Below are 25,199 nucleotides of genomic sequence, written 5' to 3' on the forward strand. Positions count from 1 at the left end.
TGCGGGCGCCAGACCACCATGTCGGGCTGGGCGTCGACCTCCGCCCTGGGGGCGCCGATGTACAGCTCCGCCCCGGCCAGCACCCGGAGTTGGGCCTCGACGTCGCCGCGCGCGCCCGCCTCCCAGAGCAGGTGTTCGGTCTCGGACGGCGGTATCCAGGGTGCGCCCTGCGCGGGGGGAGGGGGCTGGTTCATGACCACGGGAGCGTCCGGTAGGGACTCGTGGGGTCCTCGGTGAGCAGCCGGTGGGCGCCGAGCGACCTCCGGTAGAACTCCTCCTCGGAGCCTTCGTCCTCCTCGAAGTAGATCAGCCGGGTCAGCAGGTAGCCGAGGGAGAAGTCCGCCCAGGAGCCGTACGCCTCGCGCGCCAGCTCACCGATCCGCAGCACCGCGCGTTCGGCCTCCCCGGGGTCGCAGAAACGGGCGCCGAGCGCCAGCCGTACGACATTGACCGCGCGCCCGAGGTCAAAGCCGACCAGGGTGTCGACCCGCGCTCCGGGCGCGAGGACACCGTCGGCGCGGAAGCGGTCCTCGTAACGCCGCACGCGCCGCATGACCTCAGCCGCCTCCGCCAGTTCGGAGGGGTCCGCCGCGCGCCGGGCCAGCGCCGCTGTGACCTCCTCCGTCCACTCCTCGGGGGCCGGGGTGCGGCCCAGCCTGATGGCCAGGGCGCGGCGCGTCCGCAGGACGAACTCCTGGGTGCGGCCCACGAGTCGGGCGGCCATCAGCGAGCTCAGCACCCCTGAGTACGTCGCACGGTTGACCACGCGCCAGGGGCTGCGCATCCGGGCGATGTCGCTCCCGTAATCCTCGTAGACCGTGCCGAGCTGGTTCCAGATGAGGCCGTTCAGCACGGCGAGATGCGCCCCGAGGGCCAGCCCCCGCGCGAGCGGTCCGCTCAACGCGCCGCCGCCGTGGGTGACCAGCACGTCCGACGGCGGCCGGCCGGCCCGTTCCGCGGCGCTCAGCCATGTCTTACGGTGCTTCGGGCGGGCCTCGACGGCGGTTTCGTACGGTGTGCCCAGGCCGACCCCGAGCCACCACTTGTTGTCCGGCCAGATCCTCGCCAGCTCGGCGAGTGTGGTCTGCCGGAACACCAGCTCCGGGTCCCACGGCGGCAGCAGACCCTGGGTCAGGACGGGAACGTAACGCCGGCCCTTCACCGGGCCCGGGCGCCAGGGGAGCGGCACGGTGTGCCCGGGGGTGTCCGCGTCCAGCCGGGTGATGCCCACATAGAGCCGGCTGCCGGCGAGCGTACCGAGCACCGCTTGGGCGTCACCGCTCATCCGCGCCTCGTACAACAGCCGTTCGGCCTCGGTGGCCGCCGCCCGGTCCGTGCCTGTCCCCGTAGTCACGGCCCGATCCTACGAAACCGGGGCGCGCGGGGCGGCGGCAGGTGGCAACGGGCCGGAGACCGTACGGGCAAAGACGACCGCACCCGCCCCGACCCTGACTCCGGGAAGGACCCGTCCGCAGTTGGTGCTCCGTCACCAGCCGTCGAGGGAGACTTCCGGGCCGCCGGCGAGATACCGGTGGAGGGCGCTGGCGGTGGTGTCCACGAAGTCTTCGGGGATGGCGGCGACATCGACCCACCGGACCTGGGCGTGCTTGTGTGGCTCGCGGTTCTCGGGTTCGCCGGTCCATTCGTGGGCGGCGAAGACGACCGTGAGGAAGCCGTTGGGGGCTTCTACGCCCCATGCGCCGTGGATGACGTGGGCGACCTTGAGGGACTCGGGCTTCACCGTGAGGCCCGTTTCCTCGTACAGCTCGCGGACCGCGGTTTGGGTGATGGGCTCGCGGGGCTCGCTCTTGCCGACGGGGAGGTCCCACATGCCCTGGGCGAACTTGGCGTTCTGGCTGCGCTGGAGGAGGACGACGCGGTTGGTGGCCTTGTCGTGGATGATGACGGCGGCGACCAGCAGGGTCATGGATTCCAGGGCGGGTGGTAGGGCTTTGGGCTGGTCGTCGGTTGTCCGCTGAGCCACGGTTGCATCCCTTCATCGGCCGGTTGATGGGCAGCCTAGGCCAGCGCTTCACGTGCGCGGCGGGCGAGTTCGGCGGCTCCGGGTACCTTGCGCCGTTGGTAGATGGCGAGGGTGGAGCGGAGCGAAGTGATCGCTTTGCGGGTGCGGTCGGAGGTCATGCCCTCCATGAGAATCAGGGCCTGCGACCAGCCGGCCACGGCCTCGTCGGCGCGGGCTTGGGCGGCGAGGCTGTCGCCGAGGTCGGCGTGGGTGAGGGCGTGGACGCGTCTGTATTTCGCGGGGTCCCACCGGGTCAGGGCGTCGCGGTGTTGTTGTTACGACGCCCCCTGCTCAGCGTCCTGGGCCCCCCTGCGTGACCGTCACCACGCGCGGTTGGTCCACGCCCACCTGCGGGAGGGCAAAGACGACCGCACCCGCCCCGACCCTGACTCCGGGAAGGAGTCGGGCGGGGCGGGTGCGGACAGGTGAGCGCTGCGGGCAGTGGGACCGCAGGTCCGACCCATGGCCGGGGCTCAGGCCTTCTTGGTCTCCACGAAGATCTTGTCGATCTGCGCGATGAGGTCCAGAGCCTTCTGGCCCGTCGCCGGGTCCTTGGAGCCCTTGGCGGCCGACAGGGCCTTGAGGGTGTCGTTGACGAGCTGGTGCAGCTCCGGGTACTTCTCGAAGTGCGGGGGCTTGAAGTAGTCGCTCCACAGCACCGAGACGTGGTGCTTGGCGAGTTCGGCGCGCTGCTCCTTGATGACAGTGGCGCGCGTCTGGAAGTGAGCGTCGTCGTTGCCCGCCATCTTCTCCTGGACGGCCTTGACCGACTCGGCTTCGATGCGGGCCTGGGCGGGGTCGTACACGCCGCAGGGGAGGTCGCAGTGGGCGCTGACCTTCACCTTGGGGGCAAACAGGCGGGAGAGCATTTGAGCTGTCCTTCCTCGTGATCGTCTTCTCAGGTGCGACATTACTCCGTGAGAAGCGGGATTTCGCGAGTGCCCCCGCAGGCCTAGGACAAAAGTCCGGGGTCACTATGGGACTGGTGGGGATACGTACGGTGTGGCCGGGAGGTGGCGGATGACGGAGTCCGAGCGGGTGCCGGGACGGCAATTGCCGCTGGGGATCGCTGAGGTGACGGGGCCTTCCATGGTCCCTACACTCAATCCGGGCGATCAGGTCCTGGTGCACTACGGGGCCCCGGTGAAGGCGGGGGACGTGGTGCTGCTGAGGCACCCGTTGCAACAGGATCTGATCATCGTGAAGCGGCTCGTGGAGCGGCGCGACGCCGGGTGGTGGGTGCTGGCGGACAACGAGTTCGTCGAGGGCGACAGCCGGCTGTACGGCGCCGTGCCCGAGGAGTTGCTCATCGGGCGGGTACGGGCGCGCTACCGCCCCCGTGGCACCGGTCGCCGGTCGGCGCGCGGGGCCGTCTCCTGGCTGGTGTCGGCGCTGCGGCCGGTACTGACCGAGCGCTCGGTCTCCAGACGTTTGCGGGCGCGGTAGGCGGCCACGTTCGCGCGGGTGGCGCAGCGGTCGGAGCAGTAGCGGCGTGAGCGGTTGGTCGAGGTGTCCAGGTAGGCGTTGCGGCACGGCCCCGCCTGGCACAGGCCGAACCGCTCGACGCCGTACTCCGTCAGGTGGAAGGCGAGCCCCATCGCCGCCGTCGCCGCGTATCCGGCGGTCGCGTTGGAGGGGTGCTCGGCGAGGTGCATGTGCCAGCGCGGGTGCCCCTCGTCGTCGAGGAAGTCGTGGCCCGAGATCTGGGGGCTGACGGGGAACTCCAGCAGCAGGGAGTTGAGCAGGTCCACCGCGTGGGTGGCCTCGCCCGAGTCGGCCGCGGTGAAGATCGCGCGCAGCCTGGTCCGTACGGAGCGGAAGCGGGTGATGTCCGCCTCCGTGGCGCGCCGGGCCGCCTGGGAGTTCGCGCCGAAGAGGTCGCGTACGGCGTCGACCGAGGTCAGGGTGTCCGTACCGCGCTCCGGCTCCTCGCTGTTGACCAGGCGCACGGCGTAGTCCGAGTAAGAGGCCAGTTCCACTTGTAGTCCTTACGGCTGCGGTCTAAGGTCTGAGCTGTCAGCCGCTGGTAATGGCTGCTTGTCACTACAGGGTATTACTGAATGACTGAGTGGGGGTTTCTCATGGCGGAGACGAAGCGCGGCACCGACTGGCGGGCCTGGCAGGAGAGCTGGGATCGCCAGCAGGAGTGGTACATGCCCGACCGCGAGGAGCGGCTGCGGGTGATGCTGGACATGGTCGAGGCCGTGGTGGGCCCCGAGCCGAGGGTGCTGGACCTCGCGTGCGGTACGGGAAGTATCACCGACAGGCTGCTCCGCCGGTTTCCCGGCGCCACGAGCACCGGCGTGGACCTCGACCCCGCGCTCCTCACGATCGCCCGCGGATACTTCGACGGCGACGCGCGGGTGAGCTTCGTGACCGCCGACCTGAAGGATCCGGACTGGCCGGCGCTTCTGCCGTACGAGTCGTACGACGCGGTCCTCACCGCCACCGCGCTGCACTGGTTCCACAGCGAACCGCTGACCACGCTGTACGGGCAGATCGCCGGCCTGGTGCGGACCGGCGGCGTCTTCATGAACGCCGACCGCATGATCGACCTGACCACCCCGGGAATCAACGCCGCCGAGCGCGCCCACCGGCACGCCGGGATGGACCGGGCCAAGCGCGACGGAGTCCTCGACTGGGCCCAGTGGTGGGACCTCGCGGCCAAGGACCCGGAGCTGGCGGGGCCGACCGCCGAGCGCTTCGAGATCTACGGCGAGCACGCCGACGGCGACATGCCCTCCGAGGAGTGGCACGCGCGGACGCTGCGCGAGGCGGGCTTCGGCGAGGCGCGTACGGTCTGGTCCTCGCCGTCCGACGCGCTCGTCCTCGCGCTGAAATAGCGCCGCCGGAAGGGCTGCCGGAAGGGTCGCCGAGGAGGCCGCCGGAAGGGCCGTGGGGGAGGCCTCCGGGGAGGCCGGAAAGGCCGCCGGAAGCGGAGGCGCGGCGGCTGCGTAAAGGCTCAGATCTTCCTCAGGTCTCTGTCGTCTTCATTCCGGATTCCCTGTCGACGACGGCCCGCCGGATTCCACCGGCGGGCCGTCGTCGATTCAGGAACGCGAAAACGGAACAGCCCGTCACAGCACCTTCGAAAGGAACGACTGCGTCCGCTCGTGCCGCGGGTTCGCGAGGACGTCACGCGGGTGGCCGGCCTCGACCACCACACCGTCGTCCATGAAGACCAGCGCGTCGCCGACCTCGCGCGCGAAGCCCATCTCGTGCGTGACGACGATCATCGTCATGCCGTCGGCGGCGAGGTCGCGCATCACGTCCAGCACGTCCCCGACCAACTCCGGGTCGAGCGCCGACGTCGGCTCGTCGAAGAGCATCAGCTTCGGCTCCATCGCCAGGGCGCGCGCGATGGCCACCCGCTGCTGCTGACCGCCCGAGAGCTGCGCTGGATAGTTCCCCGCCTTGTCGGACAGGCCCACCCGGTCGAGCAGCCGGTCGGCGCGGGCCCGCGCCACGGCCTTCGCCTCGCCGCGCACCTGGATCGGCGCCTCCATGACGTTCTCGATCGCCGTCATGTGCGGGAAGAGGTTGAAGCGCTGGAAGACCATGCCGATGTCCCGGCGCTTCACGGCGACTTCGCTGTCCTTGAGCTCGTACAGCTTCTCGCCCCGCTGGCGGTAGCCGACCAGCTCCCCGTCGACGTACAGCCGCCCGGCGTTGATCTGCTCCAGGTGGTTGATGCAGCGCAGGAAGGTCGACTTCCCCGAACCGGAGGGACCGATCAGGCAGAACACCTCACGCGGCGCCACTTCCAGGTCGATGCCCTTGAGGATGTGGGCGGCGCCGAAGGACTTGTGGACGCCTTCGGCCTTCACCATGGCCGTCATGAGACCCTCCCCAGGCTCCGCAGGGAGCCCATGTTCGCCTTGACCTTCTGCCAGGGGGTGGCAGCGAGGCTGCGGCTCGTGCCGCGGGAGTAACGGCGCTCCAGGTAGAACTGGCCGACGCTGAAGACGCTGGTCATCGCGATGTACCAGATGGAGGCGACGAAGAGCATCTCCATGACCGCGTACGAGGTGGAGCCGATGCTCGACGTGGCACGGAGCAGCTCGGGATAGGTCACGGCGACCGTCAGCGACGAGGTCTTGAGCATGTTTATGAACTCGTTGCCCGTCGGCGGGATGATCACCCGCAGCGCCTGCGGCAGCACCACGCGGCGCATCGTCTTGCTCTGCGTCATACCGAGCGCGTGCGACGCCTCGGCCTGGCCCTCGTCGACCGACTGGATACCGGCGCGGCAGATCTCCGCCATGTACGCGGCCTCGTTGAGGCCGAGCCCCAGCAGGGCGCACATGAACGGCGTCATCACGTCCGTCATCTCGTTCTTGTAGATGAACGGGATGTTCAGGATCGGGAAGATCAGCGCGAGGTTGAACCACAGCAGGAGCTGTACGTAGACCGGGGTCCCCCGGAAGAACCAGATGTACAGCCAGGCGACCCCGCTGGTCACCGGGTTCTTCGACATCCGCATCACGGCCAGGACGACGCCGAGGACCACACCGAGCACCATGGCGAGCACGGTGATCATCAGTGTCCGGCCCGCGCCCTGGACGACCGTGTTGTCGAAGAGCTTGTCGGGGACCGCGTGCCACTGCACATTGCCCTGCGCGAACGCGTACACCAGCGCCACCAGCAGCGCGATGACGATCACACCGCTGAGCCAGCGCCCGTAATGCCGTACGGGTACGGCCTTGATCGCCTCGGCGGGGAGCCTGGTCTCGATGGAGGCCGGCGCCCCGCCCGGCGCGGAACCGGCCACGGCCGGGACCTTGTCGAACTTGTCAGTCACAACGACTGCCCTTCAAGGTAGCTCCGGGCTCACTTGCCGCCGTTGATGGCGGCCGCGTCGATGGCCCCGGTCTGCGCGCCCCACTTGTCCAGGACCTTCTTGTACGAGCCGTCCTTGATGATCGCGTCGACCGCGGCCTTGAGCGCGTCCCTGAGCTGGGTGCTCTTCTTGTTGACCGCGATCCCGAAGGGACCGGCGTCGTACTGCTGGCCGACGATCTGGAAGGCCTTGCCGTTGTCGGCCTTGCGTACGAGGTCGATGGCCACCGGGTAGTCGTTGACACCGGCCACGGCGCCGCCGGACTTCACCCGCGTCTGGGCCTCGGTGTCGTCCTCGAACGGCTCGATGTTGATGGCCTTCTTGCCGCCGTCCGTGCACTTCGCGGACTGCGTGGTCAGGGCCTTCTCGTAGGTGGTGCCCTTCTGCACGGCGGCCGTCTGCCCGCACAGGTCCGCGATGGACTTGATGCCCTTCGGGTTGCCCTTCTGGACGTACACGGCGGTACCCGCGGTGAAGTAGTCGACGAAGTCGACGCCGTCACCCAGCTTCTTGCCCTTGTCGTCCAGGCCTTCCTGGCGCTGCTTGGTGTCGGTGATCGACGACATCGCGATGTCGTAGCGGCCCGAGTTCAGCGAGGTGATCAGGCCGTCGAAGGAGCCGGAGGTGAAGGTGAATTTCACCCCGAGCTGCTTGGCCAGCGCGGCGGCGATGTCGGGGTCGACGCCGACGATGGCGCCGCCGGACTGCGACTCCATGGGCGCGTACTCGGCGTTCGTACCGACCTTGATGACGCCGGCGTCCTGAATTTCCTTGGGCAGCTTGCTGAAGAGCGGGGCGCTGTTCGCCTTGCCCTTGGTCCCGCTGTCACTGGCGCCGTTGGTCTGGTCGCCACAAGCGGTCAGCAGCAGGGTGCCCGCGACCGCGATCGCACCGACCGCGACAATCCGGGACTTCGCGGCGATCGGACGAGTGGTGGAACGTGCGGTCATGGTCGGGGTCCTCCGGCGGGGTAAGGGGAGTTGCCAATCGGGTCTGGTGCACACCATCGGTTCTCGCGACGGTGTGTGATTACCGCATCCTGCCATTTGGACGCGCCCCTTCAGGGGGCCAGGCATGTCAAAATCGGGTAACGGGAGGGGCCCGGCGGTTTAACGGACGGTCAAACAGGACCGGCCCTTCTGTCGAGATGCCCTCATTCGGCCGGAAAATCTCTCGCCGAATGAGTCGATCGAGGCGGATCCGTACGGTGTAATGGCCCTGCCCCATTGTTCGGATATGAGTCATGTCACCGCAGTGATGGGGACTCGTCGGCGGTGGTGTCCGTCCGGTAAGAAGGACGATCACACCCCTCATCCGGGGCTCGGGGCGCGTGTGCGGCGCGCCCGCGCGTATCCATCACTCCCTGCGGAGCGGGACGACCGCCGGCGCGGGGCGGTACGCGGTGCCCACCCACCCCTCCCCAACCAGGAGTGGCCACCCTCAACTGATGAAGACTTAAGGGGTCCCATACATGGCAGCGGAGATCGTCAATCCTCGCAGCGGCGGTGCGGACGGATCGGAGAACGCTCGCGAAGAGCCCTTCGACGCCGCGTTCGCCCTGCACCGCGGCGGCAAGATGGCCATTACGGCCACCGTGCCCGTGCGCGACAAGGATGACCTGTCCCTTGCGTACACACCCGGCGTCGCGAAAGTGTGCAGCGCGATCGCCGAGAATCCGGAACTCGTCCATGACTACACCTGGAAGTCCCAGGTCGTCGCCGTCGTGACCGACGGGACCGCGGTCCTCGGCCTCGGTGACATCGGCCCCGAGGCCTCGCTCCCGGTGATGGAGGGCAAGGCGATCCTCTTCAAGCAGTTCGGCGGCGTCGACGCGGTCCCGCTCGCGCTCGCCACCACGGACACGGAAGAGATCGTCGAGACCGTCGTACGGCTCGCCCCCTCCTTCGGCGGCATCAACCTGGAGGACATCGCGGCGCCGCGCTGCTTCGAGATCGAGCGCAAGCTCCAGGAGCGGCTGGACATCCCCGTCTTCCACGACGACCAGCACGGCACGGCCGTCGTCACGCTCGCCGCACTGCGCAACGCCGCACGGCTCACCAACCGGGGCCTCGGCGACCTGCGCGCCGTCATCTCCGGCGCGGGTGCCGCAGGGGTCGCCATCGCGAAGTTCCTGCTGACCGCGGGTATCGGCGATGTCGCGGTGGCCGACCGCAAGGGCATCGTCAGCCCCGACCGGGACGACCTGACCGACGTCAAGCGCGAGTTGGCCGAGATCACCAACCGCGCCGGCCTCTCCGGCTCGCTGGAGGCCGCGCTGTCCGGCGCCGATGTCTTCATCGGCGTCTCCGGCGGTACGGTCCCCGAGCCGGCGATCGCCTCGATGGCGCCCGACGCGTTCGTCTTCGCCATGGCCAACCCGAACCCCGAGGTCCACCCCGACATCGCGCACCAGTACGTGGCGGTCGTGGCCACGGGCCGCAGCGACTTCCCGAACCAGATCAACAACGTGCTGGCGTTCCCCGGGATCTTCGCCGGCGCGCTGAAGGTGCGGGCGTCGCGGATCACCGAGGGCATGAAGATCGCGGCGGCGAACGCGCTCGCCGATGTCGTCGGCGACGAGGTCTCGGCGGACTACGTGATCCCCTCGCCGTTCGACGAGCGGGTCGCCCCGGCCGTCACCGCGGCGGTGGCGGCCGCCGCGCGCGCCGAGGGAGTGGCGCGCCGCTGAGCTCCTGAGGGCCTGAACCGCTGAACGCCCGAGCCGCTGAGCCGCACTGAGCCGCACTCAGCCGCCGAGGGCCCGACCGACGGGCCGCTTCCGTCCCCCCTGTACGCGAATCCCCGTACGTACGGGGAGGGGCCGGACGCGGCCCGTCGCGCGTGTCACACGCAGGCGTGGTTCCTCTCCCCGTGCGGTCGCCCTATCGTCGGGGCCATGTTCGCCGCCTACGCAACCCGTACCGATCGCGACCACCCGCTCGACGGCCTCGAACTGGGCGAGCGCCCGGCGCCCGAGGCGCGGCCCGGCTGGACGACCGTCACCGTCAGGGCCGCCTCCCTCAACCACCACGATCTGTGGTCGCTGCGCGGGGTCGGGCTCGGGGAGGACCGGCTGCCGATGATCCTCGGCTGCGACGCGGCGGGAGTCGATGAGGACGGCAACGACGTGGTCGTCCACTCCGTCATCGGCGCGACCGGTCACGGTGTCGGGCCGCGCGAACCGCGCTCCATCCTGACCGAGCGCTACCAGGGCACCTTCGCCGAGCAGGTCACCGTACCGAGCTGGAACGTGCTGCCGAAGCCACCCGAGCTGACGTTCGAACAGGCCGCCTGCCTGCCGACCGCGTGGCTCACCGCGTACCGCATGCTCTTCACCAACGCGGGGGTACGGCCCGGTGATTCGGTTCTCGTCCAGGGGGCGGGCGGCGGGGTCGCCACCGCCGCGATCGTCCTCGGCAGCGCGGCGGGCCTGCGGGTGTACGCCACCAGCCGCGACGAGGCGAAGCGGGCGCGGGCCGTGGAGCTGGGCGCGCTGGACGCCTTCGAGCCCGGGGCCCGGCTGCCCGCGCGGGTGGACGCCGTCATCGAGACGGTCGGCGCCGCGACCTGGTCGCACTCGGTCAAGTCGCTCAAGCCCGGCGGCACCCTGGTGATCTCCGGAGCGACGAGCGGCGACCGGCCCTCGCACGCCGAGCTGACCCGGGTCTTCTTCCTGGAGCTGAGGATCGTCGGGTCGACCATGGGCTCGAAGGACGAGCTGGAGGACCTGCTCGCGTTCTGCGCGACGACGGGCGTGCGGCCGGTGATCGACGAGGTGCTGCCGCTGGACCGGGCGCGGGAGGGGTTCGAGAAGATGGCGGCGGGCGGACTGTTCGGGAAGATCGTGCTGAAGCCCTGAGACGCCGGGTGGCGCGGCGCTGGACTATCCGCCCTGGTGCACCAGGATGAAGTCGCCGTACGGATACGAGCCTGGCCGTCCCGCGGTCTCCTCCAGCGCAGCGCTCAGCGTCCGCAGATGCCCGGCCGTGAGCTGGAGCGGCGCCTCGTCCGGCTGGTCGACGGTGCCGCGCGGGTAGTCCACGTCCGGAGTGGTCGTCATCTCGATGTGGCACCCGAGGACATGGGTGATGTCCCGCGTGGCGCAGAAGTCGATCAGCCGCCGCGCCGTCCTGGCGTACGCCTCGGCATCGCTCACGTAGAGCCGTCCCGGGTACAGCGAATCGCCGGTCAGCAGCAGTCCGGTGTGCCGGTCGTGGAAGACGAGCGCGGCCTCCTGGTGGCCGGGTCCCGGTACGAGGTCGACGACGCGGCCCCCGAGGTCGAGTTCGCCGTATCCCTCGGGCCAGTCCTTGAGGCCGAACGCCTCGATGACGGCGTCGAGTCCGGGGCCGACGACAGTGGTGTCCGGGCGCCCGGCGAACTGCGCGTCCGCCGCGATGTGATCGCCGTGGCCGTGGGTGTGCGCGACGACCAGCCCGTACCCCGGCCGTGGATGGCGCGCCAGCCACTCCCCGACGAGAGTGTCCACGGTCGCGCGCAGCGGGAAGCGGACCGGGTCCGCGGTGGCTCCCGTGTCGATGAGCAGGGCGCGTTCGGCGCCGAACAGCAGGAACAGGAACGGCGCCTCGAAGTGGGTCGACTTGTGCTGGCGCAGGATCACGGTGTGTTCGCTGTACGGATGGACGTGCAGGGGCGAGGTGCCCGCGTGCCAGGCGACATCGAGTGGGCCGGGGACGGGTGTGGGGCCGCTGAAATCGATCACGGGTCCACCGTACCGCGCCCCTGTCAACCATGGTTGACAGAGCATTGATGTCAACGTACGTTGACACTTATGACCGAAGCAACGGATCTGGCCGAGCGGGCGGGTGACGGGGACCCCCGGGTCGGCCTCAGGGCGGTCGCCGCGCTGCGGCGGCTGCTGGAAAACCTCGAAGCCGTACAGGTGCGCAGCGCGCGCAGGCAGGGCTGGTCGTGGCAGGACATCGCGGACGAGCTGGGCGTCAGCCGGCAGGCCGCACACAAAAAACACGGGAGGCAGTGATGTTCGAGCGGTTCACGGAGGGCGCGCGCGGTGTGGTCAGGGGAGCCATGGAGCTCGCCGAACGCGCGGACGCCGACAGGGTCACCGAGGAGCACATGCTGCTGGCGCTGCTCGGCCACGAGTCCACCCCGGCGTCCGGGGCCCTGGCCGCGCAGGGCTTCGCCGGCCGGCGGGAGTCGGTCGAGAACGCGCTCGCTGCGGCCAGGCAGCGGGGCGGCCTCTCGCAGGCGGACACCGACGCGCTCGCCGGGATCGGGATCGACGTCGGGGAGATCGTCTCGAAGGTGGAGCGGACGCACGGGGAGGGGGCGATGCTGGCGGGCGAGCCGTCGAACCGGCGGGGGACCGCGCGGCGGAGATTCTCGCCGGGCGCGAAGAAGACGCTGGAGAAGGCCCTGCGGATCGCGGTCGGCCACAAGGAGAAGCACGTGGGCGACGAGCACATCCTGCTGGCGCTGACGGTGCTGCCGGGGGTGGTCTCGGAGGTGCTGGCGGACCACGGGGTGACGTACGAGACGGTGGAGGGCGCGCTGCGCTGAGCCGTACGCCGGGAACGCCGGCGCCCGCACCAGGCCGATCGGGGCCTGCCGCGGGCGCCGGCGTTCCCGGACGTGCCCCGGGTTGTCAGTCCTTGCGCTCGAACAGCGTCGTGATGCGTGTCGCGGCGGTGGACAAGTGCTTTCTGGCGTCGGTGAGTTGTCCTGCGCTCACGCCGTGGTCCCGCGCCGCGTCCCGTACGTCGTCCCTGAAGCGGTCCAGCAGGCGCTCCAGGTCGCGTGCCGGGTCGCCCGTCGCCGGGATGTCCCGCGCCCAGGAGGAGGCGTCCGCCGGCTCCTGTTCCCGCGCCTTCGACCGCTCCTTCGCCTGCTCCTGTTCCCGCTGCTTCCCCTGCTCCCTCGCCTGCTCCGGCTTGGCGTACGGCGGCCACGCCGAGCCCTTCGCCAGGCCGCCGAGCTGGCTCACGAGGTCGGAGAGGCCCTGGCCGACGCCGGTCGGCCAGTCGCCACGTCCGAAGTGGCCGAGGACCTGGTCCTGCACCTGCTTCGCCATCCGCTGCATCTCCTCGCGCGCGGTCTGCTGCGCCTCCTGCGCCTGGCGGCGCGCCTGCTGGGCGTCCTCCCTGGCGCGGCGCGACTCGTCCTTCGCGCGGCGGGCCTGCTCCTGCCACTCCTGCTTGGCGTGGCGCAGCTCCTCCTTGGCCACTTTCCAGGCCTCGCTGTCGCCGGAGGGCGGCGAGGCGAGGGACTCGGAGGCCGCGGCGCGCATCTCGCTGCGCAGGTGGCCGGCGGCGCCGCGTACGTCGTCGCGGATCTCGGCGGCCAGTTCGGAGACGGACTCGCGGATCTCCAGCTCCAGATCGGCGAGTTCGCCGGTGCGCTCGGCCAGTTCGGCACGGCCCGCCTCGGTGATCGAGTAGACCTTGCGGCCGCCCGAGGTGGCGTGCGTGACGAGGCCCTCGGCCTCCAGTTTGGCGAGGCGCGGGTAGACCGTGCCCGCCGACGGCGCGTACAGACCGTTGAAGCGCTCCTCCAGCAGGCGGATCACCTCGTAGCCGTGGCGTGGTGCCTCGTCGAGGAGTCCCAGGAGATAGAGGCGGAGGCGGCCGTGTGCGAAGACCGGTGCCATGTCAGAGCTCCTTCGCTTGGGCCGGTACGGCTTCGTGCCCGTCCTCGGACGGCGGGCGCCGCAGCAGCGCGATCGAACCGGACACGGTGGTCGCCCGCAGCGCCCCCGTGCCCGCCCCCAGGGTTCCGGTGATCTTCTTCGACCCCCACTGCCCGCTGACCCGCAGGTCCTCGAAGGCGTTGGAGACCGAGCCGCTCGTCGTGTTGGCCTCGACACGCGCGTCCGTGGGGTGCGGGAGCCGGATGGCGATCTCACCGGAGACGGAGGTGAGCTTGATGTCGGTGGGTTCGCCCGCCGGGTCCAGGTCGACGACCATGTCGCCGCTGACCGACTCGGCCCGTACCGAGGGTCCCGCCCCGTCGACCACGGTCAGGTCGCCGGAGACGGACTGGAAGTGCAGGTCGCCGGTGAGAGCCTGGGCCTCCAGGCTGCCGCCGACGGTGTCGGCGCGGACCGCGCCGGAGAGGCCGACCAGGGTCGTGTCACCGGTGACGCCGCGTACCTCCGTACGCCCCCGGATTCCGGAGATGACGGCCCCGGCGCCGACGACGCCGACCTCGACGCTCGCTTCGGCGGGGATCGTGAGGGAGACGACGGCGGAGCGCTTCCAGCCCTTGCGGTCGAGCCACTTGAGGATGCCCTGCCAGGACAGGTCCTCGTAGGCGACGGTGAGGGTGGATCCGGTCCTGGTGACGGTGAGGGGCGGGCCCTCGATCCGGGAGATCTCCAGGCGGGCGCCGCCCCCGGGGTCGTCGGTGCCGACGACATTGACCGTTCCGTTGACGATGCGCACGTTGAGGCTGTTCACAGGGTCGTCGAAGGTGAGCTTCTCCGGCTCGGCGACTTCCCGTCTCGACTCCGTCACTGCTGACCTCCCGAGGCCGGTCGCGACGCAACATATCGCGTCTTCTGCTCAACACGATATATCGCGGATGGGGGAAGTCAAGGGCAGGCCGAGGAGGCGCCCGGAGACGGGCGCTGTGACATGGGCGCTGTGACGTGAGTGCTGTGACGTGAGTGCTGTGAGGTGGGCGCTGCGACCTGCGTGCTGTGACGTGGGCGCTGCGACTCAGATGTGCACAGCCCCGCGCTGAAAAAACGACCTACTCGTCGTCGTCCTCGTCGTCCAGCCGGGCGAGATACGTCGCGAGGCGCTCGACAGGCACCTCGAAATCGGGGTTGAGGTCGACGAACATCCGGAGCTGCTCGGCCAGCCACTCAAAGGTGACCTCCTCCTCGCCCCGCCGCTTCTCCAGCTCCTCGATCCCACGGTCGGTGAAGTACATACCGGTCAGCCTAATGCCTGGTGGGGCCCCCTGCGGCGGGCATCCCCCGGCATGAGCCTCGCTTCCGATGGTGAACAACCGCTAACCTGCGGTGACTTGGGGGACGGGGGAGTGGGGGGAGCATGACTGAGGACGACGTCAGGACCGTACGTATCGAGCTGCCGGACGGCACACCGGTCTGGGCGCGGATCTCCGGCGCCGCTGAGCTGGAGCGGCCGTCCGGAGAGCTGTCGTACGCGGACACCGGATTCGCCGAGCAGGTGCGGGCCCGGGTCGAGAGCCTCAGCGGGGTGGTGACCGGCGTCGCGCGCTCGCTCGCCGAGCCGCTGCGCGCCGTACGGCCCGACGAGGTCAGCGTCGAATTCGGCATCGAGCTGACGGCCAAGGCGGGCAAGGTCGTCGGCCTGCTCGCCGAGGGGGAGGCGAAGGCCGCGATCAAGGTCACCCTGACCTGGAACGGCGGCGGACCGCCCGCCGACCTCGCCCACCCGCCACAGGGCGCACCCCCCGGCGCACAGGTGCGACCCGGCGGGATCACGCCCCCCGCCGGGAACGCGCCGTGACCGGGACGGCGGACGGGTACGGAAGGGGCAGCCCTGCCGCGTCCGACGGCACGCGCCGTGCGCTCATGGCCCTCGTCACCGCGGCCACGGTGCGCATCCATGGCCCGGCGGCCGGGTATGTCCCGGAGAGACTCGACGGCTTCCTGGGAAGCGGGTTCTTCATCGCCCCCAGTTGGGTCCTGACGTGTGCGCATGTGGCGATGCAGGGGGGAGGGCGCGAGGTGGACGTGGTCTACGAAGCCCAGCCGGGCGCCGGCGAGACCTCCGTCAAAGGCACCGTCGTCGCCGCGCTCCCCGACAACGCCCCGGCGGCCGTGGCGGCGAGCTGGCCGGCGCCCGATCTCGCACTGGTCAAGCTCGGCAGGCCGGTCGACCACCCCTGTGTGTACGTCACCGAACGCCCCACCGCGTTCTTCGGCGGCGAAGAGGTCCGCTTCGCCGGCTGGACCGCCGTCGACGGACGGCTCCAGCGCCTCAGCGGCAGGCTCCAGGTGCAGGGCACGGTCGGCGAGTGGTCCGACGAACAGATCCGGCTCGGCGGCGACACCGTACCGCCGGGCGCTTCCGGCGGACCCACCGTCGACATGGCGCGCGGCGAGGTGATCGGGGTCGTCAAGTCCCGCTCACGCGACGGGCTCGGCGGCACATCCATCGGCATCGAGCAGCTCCGCTCGCTGCCCGTGCCGCCCGCGATGGCCACCGCCGAGTCCGACGACGACTACCAGGCGGTCTTCCACGCCCACGACCGCTACCACGCCGACCACCACGCCAACAGCTCCGGCACCAAGCAGACCTGGGCCGATGTGCAGAGCAGACTCGGAGCGGGCGCCGGCAGGGTGCTGAGCCCCCAGCAGCGCACGGTGTTGCTCGGCAGGCTGGCCGAACTCCCGCCGCCGGTCAGCACCCCCGGGCTGCTCGACCTGCTCGCCAGGCTCCCCGACATGTACCCCGTCGAGGGGTACGCGCTGCCGCGCGCCTGGCGCGACGGACTCGGCGCGCTGTACGAGGCGCGCGACGGGCAGAGCGCCGTCGAGCTGATCCTGCGCTACTGCATGAGCGCCATCGTCGCCGAGCGCCCGTACGTCGCCCCCGGCACCGGCGAAGCCGAGAAGGACCTGTGGGAGTGGGTGAAGTCGGTCGCCGACGACCGGCTGCCCCGCCAGTTCAGGAACGACCTGAGCTTCCAGTGGGGGACGAGCCGGCACCGTACGGACCGCGAACAGCGGCGCGCCGCCCCCGCGTACGGCGAGCGGCCGCGCGAGGGCGAGCGCTCCCATGTGCTGCTGGTCCTGGAACCCCGGAGCTGGGAGCCCGACAGCTTCGACTGGCGGCTGGGCGTCGCCCGGTTCAACGGCGAGGTGCGGCCGGTCGCCATGGACAGCGGGGGCACCGCCTTCCACGCCCTCCAGGAGCGGCTGGCCGCGCCGCTGGCCGAGGCGTTCCGGCGCTGCGACGAACCGGACAGCCCCGCCATGCTGCAAGTCGCCCTGGCACAGTCGATGCTCGGCCTCGACGTCGACAACTGGCGTATGGGGCCCGGCGAACCGCCCCTCGGCAGCCTGCGTCCGGTCGTCGTCCGCTGCTCGGACCTCCCGGTGCCGACGGAGGCCGAGGCCGACGAGACGAAGGCGCGCTGGCAGCGCACCTGGAGTGGCGCGATGCGGGCCCATGTCGTCGACTGCGCGGACGAATTGTGGGTATCCGTACCCTCGGAGGACGAACTGCGCGCGCTGGCGTACGACACGGTTCCCGTGCTCTGCCGCCACGCGGTCCGGCCCGACGCCGAGGGCGCCGCCGCCCTCGCGCGGGTGGTGCGCGGCGGATTCCGGATCGCCCTGCTGCGCAGGCGCGGACCGCAGCCGCCGGACGTGGTCTGCGGTGAGTTCCACCGCCGCGTCTTCGACACCGTCGGTGAGGCGGGCACCGCCGACCAGCTTCCCCGCCGGATCCATGAGCTGCGGCAGGGAGTACGGGCGGAGCGCCCCGAGACCTACTGGTCGGACGGGCTCGCCCTGTTGTACGACGATCCGCGCCACCCCCTGCCCGGCACCGGCCAGTTGCTGGAGGCACCGTGAAGGCCGCCCGCCGCCCCACCCTCCTGTCCGCCCCCTGTTCCGCCCTTCCGGGGCGTACGGCGGATCGCTACCGTGAAGCACGTCCGGCCGCCGCCGCCTCAGGCGGACGAGTGACATCGAAGGACACGCTATGAGTGAAGCCAGCGAGTGGCTCATCTACCGAGGCGCCGGCGAACCGCACGACGGGATCGGCGAGCTTCCGCCGCCGCCGCCGTGGCGGGACTTCGCGGGCAGCGCCGACGCCGATCAGCACCTGGACGACGGCTCAGCCGACCGGCGCCTCGGCGGCTACCGGCACGCGGCCGAGCTGCACCGGCCGGGCGCCGAGGAGCTGGAGATGATCAACGCGGCGCTGTATCTGCGGCGCCCGCTGCTCGTCACCGGCAGCCCGGGATCGGGCAAGAGCACCCTGGCGCACTCCGTCGCCCACGAGTTGGGGCTCGGCCGGGTGCTGCGCTGGCCGATCGTCAGCAGGACCACACTCGCCGACGGGCTCTACCACTACGACGCGATCGCCCGGCTCCAGGATGTACAGATCGCCGCGCACGCGGCCACGGCGGGCGAGACCGTGCCCACCCCCGACATAGGGAGCTACATCCGGCTCGGCGCGCTCGGCACCGCGCTGCTGCCCTCCGACCAGCCCCGGGTGCTGCTGATCGACGAGCTGGACAAGAGCGACATCGACCTCCCGAACGACCTGCTGAACGTGCTGGAGGAGGGCGAGTTCGCCATCCCCGAGCTGGAGCGGATGGCCGACCGGCTGCCCGACGGCGAGGCCGAGGTGCTCACCCACGACGGCCGCAAGGTACGGATCAAGGGGGGCAGGGTGCAGTGCCGCGCCTTCCCCTTCACCGTCCTGACCAGCAACGGCGAGCGTGACTTCCCGGCGCCCCTGATGCGCCGCTGCATCCATCTGGAGCTGGGCCGCCCCGACCATCAGCGGCTCGCGACCTTCGTACGGGCGCACCTCGGGGAGGAGGCCGCGCGCGCCGGTGACGACCTGATCGCGCACTTCCTGGAGCGCTCGCGCAGCGAACTCATCGCGACCGACCAGCTTTTGAACGCGATCTACCTCACGGCGGCCACCGCTCCGGCCGGCCGGGACCGCCTCGCCGACCAGCTCATCCAGCGGCTCGACCGGCCGAGGTGATGCGCTGATGCCCGGCGGAGGAGACGGCGACGGCGTTACGCCACCAGGACGCGCGCCGGACCCCGGTGCCGGTACGGCCCCCGGCTCCGGGCAGTACGCCGGTGTGCTGCTGCCCGCGCTCGTCGCGCGGCTGCGCGAGGCCGGGCTCGACCCCGACGCCGCGCAGCTCAGGGACGCGCTCTGGCTGGCCAGGCAGACCGGGCGCGGACAGGAACAGCGGCCCTCCGGCGCTGACCCCGGTGCCATCCCGGCGCCCGGTGACCGGCAGGACGGCGACCGTCAACTGCCGGGCGGCAGGCCCCCGGGGCACACGGACGACGACCGGGGAGCCCCGCGGGACGACGGGAGCCAGGAGCAGCGGTCCGGGCCGCCCGTACCCGACCCGACTCAGCGGATCGCGCTCTACCCGGTACCGGCGGACCAGGGCAGGCGCCGGCCGCCCGGCGGCGGGGCCGCGCTGACGCTCGGCGTACCGGCGGCGCCCGTGCTGCCGTCGCCGCTCGAACTCCAGCGCGCGTTACGGCCGTTGCAGCGCTACCGGCCCGCGGCGCCGCCGTTGCGCCGTACTCTCGACGAGGTGGCGACCGCAGACCTCAGCGCCCGCGCCGGCGGGCTGATCATTCCGGTGTTCCGGGGCGTGTCCCGGCGTGACGCGATCCTCCAGTTCGTCATGGACGCCTCGTCCTCGATGCTGGTGTGGGACCGGCTCTTCGGCGAACTCCAGCAGGTCTTCGCCCAGTTGGGCGCCTTCAGGGATGTCCAGGTGCGCTATCTGCACCAGGGCCCGGACGGCGCGCCGGCGGTCAGCAGGAGCCCCGACCCGGCCGCCGCCCCGCTCAGCTCGGCCGACCGGCTCAGCGACCCCACAGGACGGCGCGTCACCGTGGTCGTCAGCGACTGCGCAGGACCGCTGTGGCACTCGGGCCACGCCCACCGGCTGCTCCACCAGCTCGGCAGACAGGCGCCCACCGCGGTCCTTCAGCCGCTGCCGCAGCGCATGTGGAACCGCACCCGGCTGCCCGTCACCCACGGTGTGCTGACCCGGGGCGAAGGACTCGCGGGAGCCGCCGTCGTACGCGTCACGGGGCAGGCCGCCACCTCGCCCGAGGCCCGGCACGGCGCGCTGGCCATCCCCGTACTGCCGCCGGTCGCCGGCGCGCTCGGCGCCTGGGCCAGGCTGCTGTCGGGCACCGGACCCGGCCGGATCTCCGGAGCGGTCGGCTGGGTGAGCGCGGACCAGCGGGCGGCGCCGGCCGCGCGCCCCGGCGACCGGATGTCCTCGCTCCAACTGGTCAGCCGCTTCAGGTCGGTGGCCTCGCCGGTCGCCGGACGGCTGGCCGTGTATCTCGCGGCGGCCCCGCTCTACCTGCCGGTGATGCAGCTCGTCCAGCGCACGATGCTGCCGGGCTCAGGACCCTCCGAGCTCGCCGAGGTCCTGCTCAGCGGGCTGCTCTCGCGCGGCAAGGAGGACCCGGCGACCAGCGGTCAACCAGGCGGCCAGTGGTACGAGTTCGGCCCCGGCGTGCAGGAGGCGCTGCTCGGACCGCTCGCGCGCGACGAGGCATTGCTCGTGCTCAAGCACTGCTCCGAGTACATCGAGCAGCACTTCGGCAGGGGCGGGCCGAACTTCCCCGCCCTCGCCCTCGCCCAGCTCGGCGACGCCAGACACGGCCCGCTCGGCCTGCGCGGCGACCCGGACGACGGCGCCTACCACGGAGAGGGCGGCGAGGGAGGCGGCCAGGACGCGGGTCCGCGCCGTGTCCCCTACCCCTTCGCCGAGGTGGCGGCGCGGGTGCTGGAGCGGTTCATGCCGCTGCCCGAGGAGTTCTCGCCGTACGGGGATCGCGGCAGGGGCGCTCCCGACGCCACCACGAATGCGGCGGTGGAGAGCGCGCGCGGACTGCTGCGGCGGTTCGAGTCGGACAGCATGGTGCAGTACCTGATCGACGCGGTGCAGCTCCTGCGCGGCGCCACCTCCCGTGAGGAACAGGCGGGTGCGGACCCGGAGTTGTGGTCGGAGTTCGCCCGCTGCCTGCTGCGGCTCTGGGAGGTCCAGGGCAGCGCCGAACTGCTGCGGGAGGCCGAACAGGCGGCGGAGACGGCCTCGGCGCACCCCGGGGCCGTACGCGAACGAGCCGTGCTGGCACGGGTGTTGCACGCCGCCGCCGGCGACAGGCGGCGGCACGGCGACAAGCGCGGCGCGCTGGAGCTGCTGCGCCGCGCCGACCGCGAGTACACCGTCGCGTGCGCCGCGCCCGACATGGAGCCCGGCGAGGCGCTGCGGCTCACCCTGGAACGGGTGGGGGCGCTGGAGGAGCAGTGGCGGCTCGGCGGCGACAGCGCGCTGCTCCAGGCGGCCGTGGGCATGCTGGAGGCGTTCGCCGACATCTGGCCCGACCAGGGCGACCGGCCGGCGGCGCTGCCGCTGGCGCACGGCCGTGCCCTGCTTCGGCTGTCCAGGGCGACGGCCGACCCCGAACAGGCCCAGGTGTACGCGGGACAGGCGGCGCGTTCGCTGCGTACGGCCTTCGCGCCCGGCGCCGGGGCCCAGCAGCACACCATGGGCACCCACGCCGGCATCCTCCTCGACCTGGTGGACGCCCTGCTGCGGTCCGCCGACGGACTCGACGAGGCGGCGCGCCTGGTCGACCAGTCGCTCGAAACGGTCCGGGACGAACGGCTGCTCGCCTCGCTCCACGCGCGGGCCGGCCGGGTGCGCCTCGCGCGGTACGAACTCTCCGACGACGAGGCCAGGTTGGGGGAGGCGGCCTGGCACTTCGACCGGGCCGTACGCGGCACCCCGCGCGACTCCCGCGCCCACGCCGACCTGCTCGCCGAATGGGGCAGAACGCTGCTGACCCGGGCCGAACTCCCCACGGGGCGCCCCTACATCAGCGCGGCGGTACGCGTCCTGCGGGACTGCCGTACGGAGACGGCGGCGGGCACGGCGCGCCAGGCCGACCGGCTGCTGATGCTGGGACAGGCGCTGATGCTGCGCCATCGGCTCAACGACGACCGGGTGGACCTGCGGGAGGCGGAGTACGTCTTCGGGCTCGCCGCGCAGGAGGCGCGGACGGCGCGGGAGCCCCTGACGGCCGCACACTGCCTGCTGGAGCTGGGCCGGGCGCACCTCGACGCGCACCGGACCCTGCACCGCCCGGCCCGGCTGGACGAGGCGGCCGAGGCGTTCCGCGACGCGGCCGACCAGGCCAGGACCGCCGAGACCGTCGCCGACAGCGAAACCGCGCGCCGCCAGGCCGTCGAGCTGCGGGCCAGGGCCCACCACTGGCGCGGCACCACCTACGTACGGGCCGACAGGCCCCGGGCGGCCCGCGACGCCTACCGCGCGGCGCTCGCCGAGTGGCGCAAGCTGCCGGACGGCGGGGGCGCCGAGGCGCGGTTGACCGGCGAGCTGCTGGCCGAACTGGACAACTGAGGCGCTGCGTCGGGCCGTTCAAGGTGAGAGACGGGGAGCGAACGGGTAGAACGGAAGAAGCGGGCAGCGGGCACCGTCACAACGGGGGAGACGCCATGGGCGAAGCGGCGAGGGCAGGCGCACCGGGCACGACGGACGCGACGGGCGCCATGGACGCACCGGATTCGGCGGAGACGCCCGAAGTGGCACCGGACCGGGGCGAGTTGCCGGACCTGCTGGCACTTGACCTCACCGCGCTGCGCACCCTGGACCACCCGGTGCTGTCCGAGGTGGTGGCGGACCTGCGCGGCCGGGCCGGGCAACCTCGGGAAATGCTCTGGGGTTTCAACAACGCTTTCTGAAATCCGCGCGAGGCGCCGGCCGCCGACCCGCCCCGCACCCGGTTTCGGTCCCGTCCCCCGCCGATCAGGACAACGTCTCCCGTGCCGGGTTTGGCTCCCCTGCACGCCAGGGATACTCGCCTCGGAGCGGCAGCGGGGCTGCCCCAGAGGCCCTACGGTACGGGGGGTCCGGAGTTGTCAGGAAGCGCAGCGCCAGGTGACTCCGCCACGCGGCGGCCCGAGGCCCGCCAGACCCCCTTCCCTTTCGGCCAGTTCATCGTCAAGACGCACGGCCGCTGCAACCTCGCCTGCCGCTACTGCTATCTGTACGAGGGCCCCGACCGGACCTGGCGCGGGCGCCCCGCGGCCGCGTCCCCCGCCGTCCTGGACCGCGCTGCGACCCGTATCGCCGAACACGCGGCCACCCACGGCCTGCGCCATCTCGCCCTCGTCCTGCACGGCGGCGAGCCCCTGCTCGCCGGCGCCGGCCGGCTGGCCGCCTTCGCCGCGCTGGTACGCGAACGCGCCGGCAGCGGCGTCGAGGTCCACGCCACCGTACAGACCAACGCCACCCTGCTCACCGAGGACCGCGTCGCGACCCTCGCCCGGGCCGGCATCAGCATCGGCATCAGCCTCGACGGCGGTCTGGCCGCCCACAACACCCAGCGGGTCGACCACGCGGGCCGCCCCTCCTGGGCCGCCGCCTCGCGCGGCGCGCGGCTGCTCGCCGACCACCACCCCGGGGCGTACGCGGGCATCCTCACCGTCGTGGACCCGCGTACCGACCCCGTCGAGATGTACACCTCGCTGCTCGCGCTGCGCCCGCCCGCCGTCGACCTGCTCCTGCCGCACGGCAACTGGTCGGCGCCCCCGCCCGGACTGCCCGCCGCCGAACCCGCCGGACCGGCGGCGCCCGGCCGCCCCACCCCGTACGGGGACTGGCTGAGCGCGGTCTTCGACCGCTGGTGGGGGGCGGAGCGCAGGGAGTGCCGTATCCGGCTCTTCGAGGAGTGCGTCGCGCTGCTGCTCGGTCTGCCCGGCGCCACCGAGTCGCTCGGCCTCGACCCCGTCAACGCGGTCGTCGTGGAGACCGACGGTTCGATCGAACAGGTCGACTCGCTGAAATCCGCCCACGACGGAGCCGCCGCGACCGGCCTCGACATCTTCCGGCACACCTTCGACGACGCGCTGCGCCACCCCGGGATCGCCGCGCGGCAGGCGGGAGCGTCCGCGCTCGCCGCCGGCTGCCGTACCTGCCCGCTGCTCACCGTCTGCGGCGGCGGCCACTACGCGCACCGCTACCGCGCGGGCCACGGCTTCCGGCACCCCTCCGTCTACTGCGCCGACCTCGACCGGCTGATCCGGCACATCGCTTCCCGGATCGGCCGGGCGACCACCGGCGTCCCCGCACTCAACCCCCCACCCCCCACGGGAGTCACCCGTTGAGCCCCGCCGTCCCCGAACACATACTGCGTGAACTCGGCCGCACCGAGGGCGGCCCCGAGGCCCTCGGACTCCTCGTACGGGACCAGGACACCCGCCGTCTCGTCCTGCTCCGCGCGCTGCTCGACGCGGCACGCGCCGCCCCCGCCGCCGTCTGCCCTCCCGCCCTCCTCGACCGCCTGGCTGCCGACTGGTCGCTGCTGGAACGCGCTGAACGCACCGACAAGGCGGCCGTACGCGCCGTCCTGCTGCACCCGCTGGTCGGCCCCTGGGCACAGCGCTGCCTGTACGGACTGACAGCACCGGCCCCGGGAACGGCAACAGATCCGACCCCCACCCTCCGCGCCGACCTCGCCCACTTCGGCGCCCTCGCGGTGGCGGGGGCGATCCGCGCCGGACTCTCCTTCACCAGGCGCCTCACCGCCCGCGGCGAGCTGCTCACCCTGCCCACCCTCGGCGCGCTGCGCACCGGCGCCGCCCCCGGCCACCCCGTGGACACCGACATCACGGCCACCGGCGGCCGGGTGACGTTACGTCAGAGGGGCGCCGCGCCCCTCACCGCCCGGGCGGCCGACGGCTGCCTGCGCTCCGACGACCCGCGCTGGCTGCCCCTGACGACGCTGCCCGCCGTAAGGCCGGGCGCCCTGCCCGTACCGCTCGACGACCTCGACCCGTACGGCACGGCCGGCAGCGGGCTGGAGCGGCACGGCCTGAGCGGCGCCGGCGACCTCGACGACGGCGAGCGCAAGGCCTGGTCCGAGGCGTGGGCCGGGGTCGAACCGCTGCTCAGCGTCGGCGGCGCGCACCGGGTCACCGAGGCCGCGCTGCTGCTGCGCTGTCTGGTGCCGCTCGCCCCGCCGCCGGGCTCCGGCGCCGCCGGTGAGGGCGCCGCCCACTGCTCCGGCACCCGGCGGGAGGCGTTCGGCGCCGTCCTGAGCAGCAAGCCGTCCACCGCCGCCTACTTCGCGTCGACCCTCGTCCATGAGCTCCAGCACACCAAGCTCGCCGCGCTCTGCGACCTCGTACCGCTGCACCACGAGGACGGCGCGGCGCGCCACTTCGCGCCCTGGCGGCCCGACCCCAGGCCGTTCGACGGACTGCTCCAGGGCACCTATTCGCACACCGCGCTCGCCGACTACTGGCAGCGCTTCGCGCTCGGCGCCCGCCGCGCCACCCACCGCGACCTCGCCTGGGCCGAGCACTCACGCTGCCGGGAACAGGTCGGGGCGGCCCTGCCCGTCCTGGCCGGATCCGCCGCGCTCACCCCGGCCGGCCGGGTCCTCGTCAACGAGCTGATCGCGACCTACCACCGGCTGTGCGAGACGCCTCCGCCGCCCGGCCACGCCGCCCGCGCCGAGGCATATGTCCGTACGGCACGGGTGATCTGGCGTCAGCGGAATCAGGCGGGGTGAGAGCCGGTGCGCGCTCGGCCGGA

At 72.0% G+C, this 25,199-nt stretch carries 24 protein-coding genes and 2 pseudogenes; 13 read left to right on the forward strand and 13 right to left on the reverse strand.

Features of this window, described 5'->3' with window-relative positions; translation table 11 throughout:
- The 5 genes and pseudogenes from QR77_RS49165 to sodN form a co-directional block, all read right to left on the reverse strand.
- Positions 1-194: pseudogene (locus QR77_RS49165) on the reverse strand (hypothetical protein); the annotation flags it as partial.
- Complete coding sequence (locus tag QR77_RS27800; protein ID WP_078877887.1) at positions 191-1,285, reverse strand: DUF1266 domain-containing protein; 1,095 nt, start codon at positions 1,283-1,285, stop codon at positions 191-193. The pseudogene QR77_RS49165 and the gene QR77_RS27800, both read right to left, overlap by 4 nt.
- A gap of 201 nt (positions 1,286-1,486) precedes the next feature.
- Complete coding sequence (locus QR77_RS27805) at positions 1,487-1,984, reverse strand: NUDIX domain-containing protein (RefSeq protein ID WP_040024789.1); 498 nt, start codon at positions 1,982-1,984, stop codon at positions 1,487-1,489.
- A gap of 35 nt (positions 1,985-2,019) precedes the next feature.
- A pseudogene (locus QR77_RS27810) lies at positions 2,020-2,298 on the reverse strand (tetratricopeptide repeat protein); the annotation flags it as partial.
- Positions 2,299-2,496: 198 nt separating this feature from the next.
- The gene (sodN, locus tag QR77_RS27815) at positions 2,497-2,892 is read right to left on the reverse strand and encodes a superoxide dismutase, Ni (RefSeq protein WP_040024790.1); all 396 of its coding nucleotides are present in this window, start codon (positions 2,890-2,892) and stop codon (positions 2,497-2,499) included.
- 151 nt (positions 2,893-3,043) lie between these two features.
- On the opposite strand from sodN, the gene sodX reads away from it, so the two are divergent.
- Positions 3,044-3,469: a nickel-type superoxide dismutase maturation protease gene (sodX, locus tag QR77_RS44075; protein WP_078877219.1), complete on the forward strand. Its 426-nt coding sequence runs from the start codon at positions 3,044-3,046 to the stop codon at positions 3,467-3,469.
- Here sodX and QR77_RS27820 read toward each other — a convergent pair.
- Positions 3,352-4,002: a CGNR zinc finger domain-containing protein gene (locus QR77_RS27820; RefSeq protein ID WP_040024791.1), complete on the reverse strand. Its 651-nt coding sequence runs from the start codon at positions 4,000-4,002 to the stop codon at positions 3,352-3,354. The two genes, sodX and QR77_RS27820, sit on opposite strands and share 118 nt — an antisense overlap.
- 102 nt (positions 4,003-4,104) lie before the next feature.
- Between QR77_RS27820 and QR77_RS27825 the strand changes: the two genes are divergently transcribed.
- Positions 4,105-4,866: a class I SAM-dependent methyltransferase gene (locus QR77_RS27825; protein WP_040024792.1), complete on the forward strand. Its 762-nt coding sequence runs from the start codon at positions 4,105-4,107 to the stop codon at positions 4,864-4,866.
- Positions 4,867-5,100: 234 nt separating this feature from the next.
- On the opposite strand, the gene QR77_RS27830 is transcribed toward QR77_RS27825, so the two are convergent.
- From QR77_RS27830 to QR77_RS27840, 3 genes are read right to left on the reverse strand one after another with little or no spacing between them, the layout of a single operon-like run.
- On the reverse strand, positions 5,101-5,853 hold the full coding sequence (locus QR77_RS27830) for an amino acid ABC transporter ATP-binding protein (RefSeq protein WP_040028773.1): 753 nt from the start codon (positions 5,851-5,853) through the stop codon (positions 5,101-5,103).
- Between the two features lie 5 nt (positions 5,854-5,858).
- Positions 5,859-6,794, reverse strand: coding sequence for an amino acid ABC transporter permease (locus tag QR77_RS27835; protein WP_107069133.1), 936 nt, complete (start codon positions 6,792-6,794; stop codon positions 5,859-5,861).
- 59 nt (positions 6,795-6,853) lie between these two features.
- Entirely contained in the window at positions 6,854-7,813 is a 960-nt protein-coding gene (locus QR77_RS27840) for an ABC transporter substrate-binding protein (protein ID WP_040024794.1), read from the reverse strand.
- 521 nt (positions 7,814-8,334) lie between these two features.
- Here QR77_RS27840 and QR77_RS27845 point away from each other — a divergent pair.
- Together QR77_RS27845 and QR77_RS27850 are read left to right on the forward strand one after the other, a co-directional pair.
- On the forward strand, positions 8,335-9,552 hold the full coding sequence (locus tag QR77_RS27845) for an NADP-dependent malic enzyme (RefSeq protein ID WP_040024796.1): 1,218 nt from the start codon (positions 8,335-8,337) through the stop codon (positions 9,550-9,552).
- Between the two features lie 207 nt (positions 9,553-9,759).
- The gene (locus QR77_RS27850; RefSeq protein ID WP_040024797.1) at positions 9,760-10,722 is read left to right on the forward strand and encodes a quinone oxidoreductase; all 963 of its coding nucleotides are present in this window, start codon (positions 9,760-9,762) and stop codon (positions 10,720-10,722) included.
- A gap of 24 nt (positions 10,723-10,746) precedes the next feature.
- Here the strand turns inward: QR77_RS27850 and QR77_RS27855 are convergent, their stop codons facing one another.
- Entirely contained in the window at positions 10,747-11,586 is an 840-nt protein-coding gene (locus QR77_RS27855) for an MBL fold metallo-hydrolase (RefSeq protein ID WP_040024798.1), read from the reverse strand.
- A 69-nt stretch (positions 11,587-11,655) separates the two neighbouring features.
- On the opposite strand from QR77_RS27855, the gene QR77_RS27860 reads away from it, so the two are divergent.
- Together QR77_RS27860 and QR77_RS27865 are read left to right on the forward strand one after the other, a co-directional pair.
- A complete protein-coding gene (locus QR77_RS27860; RefSeq protein WP_040024799.1) occupies positions 11,656-11,865 on the forward strand; it encodes an HTH domain-containing protein in 210 nt (69 codons plus the stop codon).
- The gene (locus tag QR77_RS27865) at positions 11,865-12,404 is read left to right on the forward strand and encodes a Clp protease N-terminal domain-containing protein (RefSeq protein ID WP_040024800.1); all 540 of its coding nucleotides are present in this window, start codon (positions 11,865-11,867) and stop codon (positions 12,402-12,404) included. The genes QR77_RS27860 and QR77_RS27865 overlap by 1 nt, the downstream gene beginning before the upstream one ends.
- Before the next feature lie 85 nt (positions 12,405-12,489).
- Here the strand turns inward: QR77_RS27865 and QR77_RS27870 are convergent, their stop codons facing one another.
- The 3 genes from QR77_RS27870 to QR77_RS27880 form a co-directional block, all read right to left on the reverse strand.
- Positions 12,490-13,491, reverse strand: coding sequence for a PadR family transcriptional regulator (locus tag QR77_RS27870; RefSeq protein ID WP_040024801.1), 1,002 nt, complete (start codon positions 13,489-13,491; stop codon positions 12,490-12,492).
- Position 13,492: 1 nt separating this feature from the next.
- Positions 13,493-14,356, reverse strand: coding sequence for a DUF4097 family beta strand repeat-containing protein (locus QR77_RS27875; protein WP_040024802.1), 864 nt, complete (start codon positions 14,354-14,356; stop codon positions 13,493-13,495).
- 238 nt (positions 14,357-14,594) lie between these two features.
- Positions 14,595-14,777: a DUF6104 family protein gene (locus QR77_RS27880; RefSeq protein ID WP_040024803.1), complete on the reverse strand. Its 183-nt coding sequence runs from the start codon at positions 14,775-14,777 to the stop codon at positions 14,595-14,597.
- Between the two features lie 122 nt (positions 14,778-14,899).
- Here QR77_RS27880 and QR77_RS27885 point away from each other — a divergent pair, with 122 nt between their 5' ends.
- The 7 genes from QR77_RS27885 to QR77_RS27915 all read left to right on the forward strand — a co-directional run bounded on the left by QR77_RS27885 (position 14,900) and on the right by QR77_RS27915 (position 25,176).
- On the forward strand, positions 14,900-15,340 hold the full coding sequence (locus QR77_RS27885) for a CU044_2847 family protein (protein ID WP_078877221.1): 441 nt from the start codon (positions 14,900-14,902) through the stop codon (positions 15,338-15,340).
- Positions 15,341-15,405: 65 nt separating this feature from the next.
- Positions 15,406-17,415, forward strand: a complete 2,010-nt coding sequence (locus QR77_RS27890; RefSeq protein ID WP_052489732.1) for a trypsin-like peptidase domain-containing protein — start codon at positions 15,406-15,408, stop codon at positions 17,413-17,415.
- A gap of 130 nt (positions 17,416-17,545) precedes the next feature.
- Entirely contained in the window at positions 17,546-18,565 is a 1,020-nt protein-coding gene (locus QR77_RS27895; RefSeq protein WP_040024805.1) for a MoxR family ATPase, read from the forward strand.
- Positions 18,566-18,572: 7 nt separating this feature from the next.
- Positions 18,573-22,001 (forward strand): SAV_2336 N-terminal domain-related protein, encoded by a 3,429-nt coding sequence (locus QR77_RS27900; protein ID WP_078877222.1) that lies wholly within the window; start codon positions 18,573-18,575, stop codon positions 21,999-22,001.
- A 95-nt stretch (positions 22,002-22,096) separates the two neighbouring features.
- Positions 22,097-22,342 (forward strand): FxSxx-COOH cyclophane-containing RiPP peptide, encoded by a 246-nt coding sequence (fxsA, locus tag QR77_RS27905; RefSeq protein WP_078877224.1) that lies wholly within the window; start codon positions 22,097-22,099, stop codon positions 22,340-22,342.
- A 255-nt stretch (positions 22,343-22,597) separates the two neighbouring features.
- Complete coding sequence (locus QR77_RS27910) at positions 22,598-23,767, forward strand: FxsB family cyclophane-forming radical SAM/SPASM peptide maturase (protein WP_052489734.1); 1,170 nt, start codon at positions 22,598-22,600, stop codon at positions 23,765-23,767.
- A complete protein-coding gene (locus QR77_RS27915) occupies positions 23,764-25,176 on the forward strand; it encodes an HEXXH motif-containing putative peptide modification protein (RefSeq protein WP_040024806.1) in 1,413 nt (470 codons plus the stop codon). The genes QR77_RS27910 and QR77_RS27915 overlap by 4 nt, the downstream gene beginning before the upstream one ends.
- Positions 25,177-25,199 lie beyond the last annotated feature (23 nt).

This window comes from Streptomyces sp. 150FB (assembly GCF_000818195.1).
Taxonomy (GTDB): domain Bacteria; phylum Actinomycetota; class Actinomycetes; order Streptomycetales; family Streptomycetaceae; genus Streptomyces.

What these genes read in the sequence shown, in the direction of transcription:
- QR77_RS27825 (WP_040024792.1), top strand. Translation starts at nt 4,105, where the DNA reads ATGGCGGAGACGAAGCGCGGCACCGACTGGCGGGCCTGGCAGGAGAGC.
- QR77_RS27840 (WP_040024794.1), bottom strand. Translation starts at nt 7,813, where the DNA reads ATGACCGCACGTTCCACCACTCGTCCGATCGCCGCGAAGTCCCGGATT.
- QR77_RS27830 (WP_040028773.1), bottom strand. Translation starts at nt 5,853, where the DNA reads ATGGTGAAGGCCGAAGGCGTCCACAAGTCCTTCGGCGCCGCCCACATC.
- sodX (WP_078877219.1), top strand. Translation starts at nt 3,044, where the DNA reads ATGACGGAGTCCGAGCGGGTGCCGGGACGGCAATTGCCGCTGGGGATC.
- QR77_RS27845 (WP_040024796.1), top strand. Translation starts at nt 8,335, where the DNA reads ATGGCAGCGGAGATCGTCAATCCTCGCAGCGGCGGTGCGGACGGATCG.
- sodN (WP_040024790.1), bottom strand. Translation starts at nt 2,892, where the DNA reads ATGCTCTCCCGCCTGTTTGCCCCCAAGGTGAAGGTCAGCGCCCACTGC.
- QR77_RS27850 (WP_040024797.1), top strand. Translation starts at nt 9,760, where the DNA reads ATGTTCGCCGCCTACGCAACCCGTACCGATCGCGACCACCCGCTCGAC.
- QR77_RS27900 (WP_078877222.1), top strand. Translation starts at nt 18,573, where the DNA reads ATGCCCGGCGGAGGAGACGGCGACGGCGTTACGCCACCAGGACGCGCG.
- QR77_RS27870 (WP_040024801.1), bottom strand. Translation starts at nt 13,491, where the DNA reads ATGGCACCGGTCTTCGCACACGGCCGCCTCCGCCTCTATCTCCTGGGA.
- QR77_RS27865 (WP_040024800.1), top strand. Translation starts at nt 11,865, where the DNA reads ATGTTCGAGCGGTTCACGGAGGGCGCGCGCGGTGTGGTCAGGGGAGCC.
- QR77_RS27880 (WP_040024803.1), bottom strand. Translation starts at nt 14,777, where the DNA reads ATGTACTTCACCGACCGTGGGATCGAGGAGCTGGAGAAGCGGCGGGGC.
- QR77_RS27895 (WP_040024805.1), top strand. Translation starts at nt 17,546, where the DNA reads ATGAGTGAAGCCAGCGAGTGGCTCATCTACCGAGGCGCCGGCGAACCG.
- QR77_RS27800 (WP_078877887.1), bottom strand. Translation starts at nt 1,285, where the DNA reads ATGAGCGGTGACGCCCAAGCGGTGCTCGGTACGCTCGCCGGCAGCCGG.
- fxsA (WP_078877224.1), top strand. Translation starts at nt 22,097, where the DNA reads ATGGGCGAAGCGGCGAGGGCAGGCGCACCGGGCACGACGGACGCGACG.
- QR77_RS27890 (WP_052489732.1), top strand. Translation starts at nt 15,406, where the DNA reads ATGGCCCTCGTCACCGCGGCCACGGTGCGCATCCATGGCCCGGCGGCC.
- QR77_RS27885 (WP_078877221.1), top strand. Translation starts at nt 14,900, where the DNA reads ATGACTGAGGACGACGTCAGGACCGTACGTATCGAGCTGCCGGACGGC.
- QR77_RS27860 (WP_040024799.1), top strand. Translation starts at nt 11,656, where the DNA reads ATGACCGAAGCAACGGATCTGGCCGAGCGGGCGGGTGACGGGGACCCC.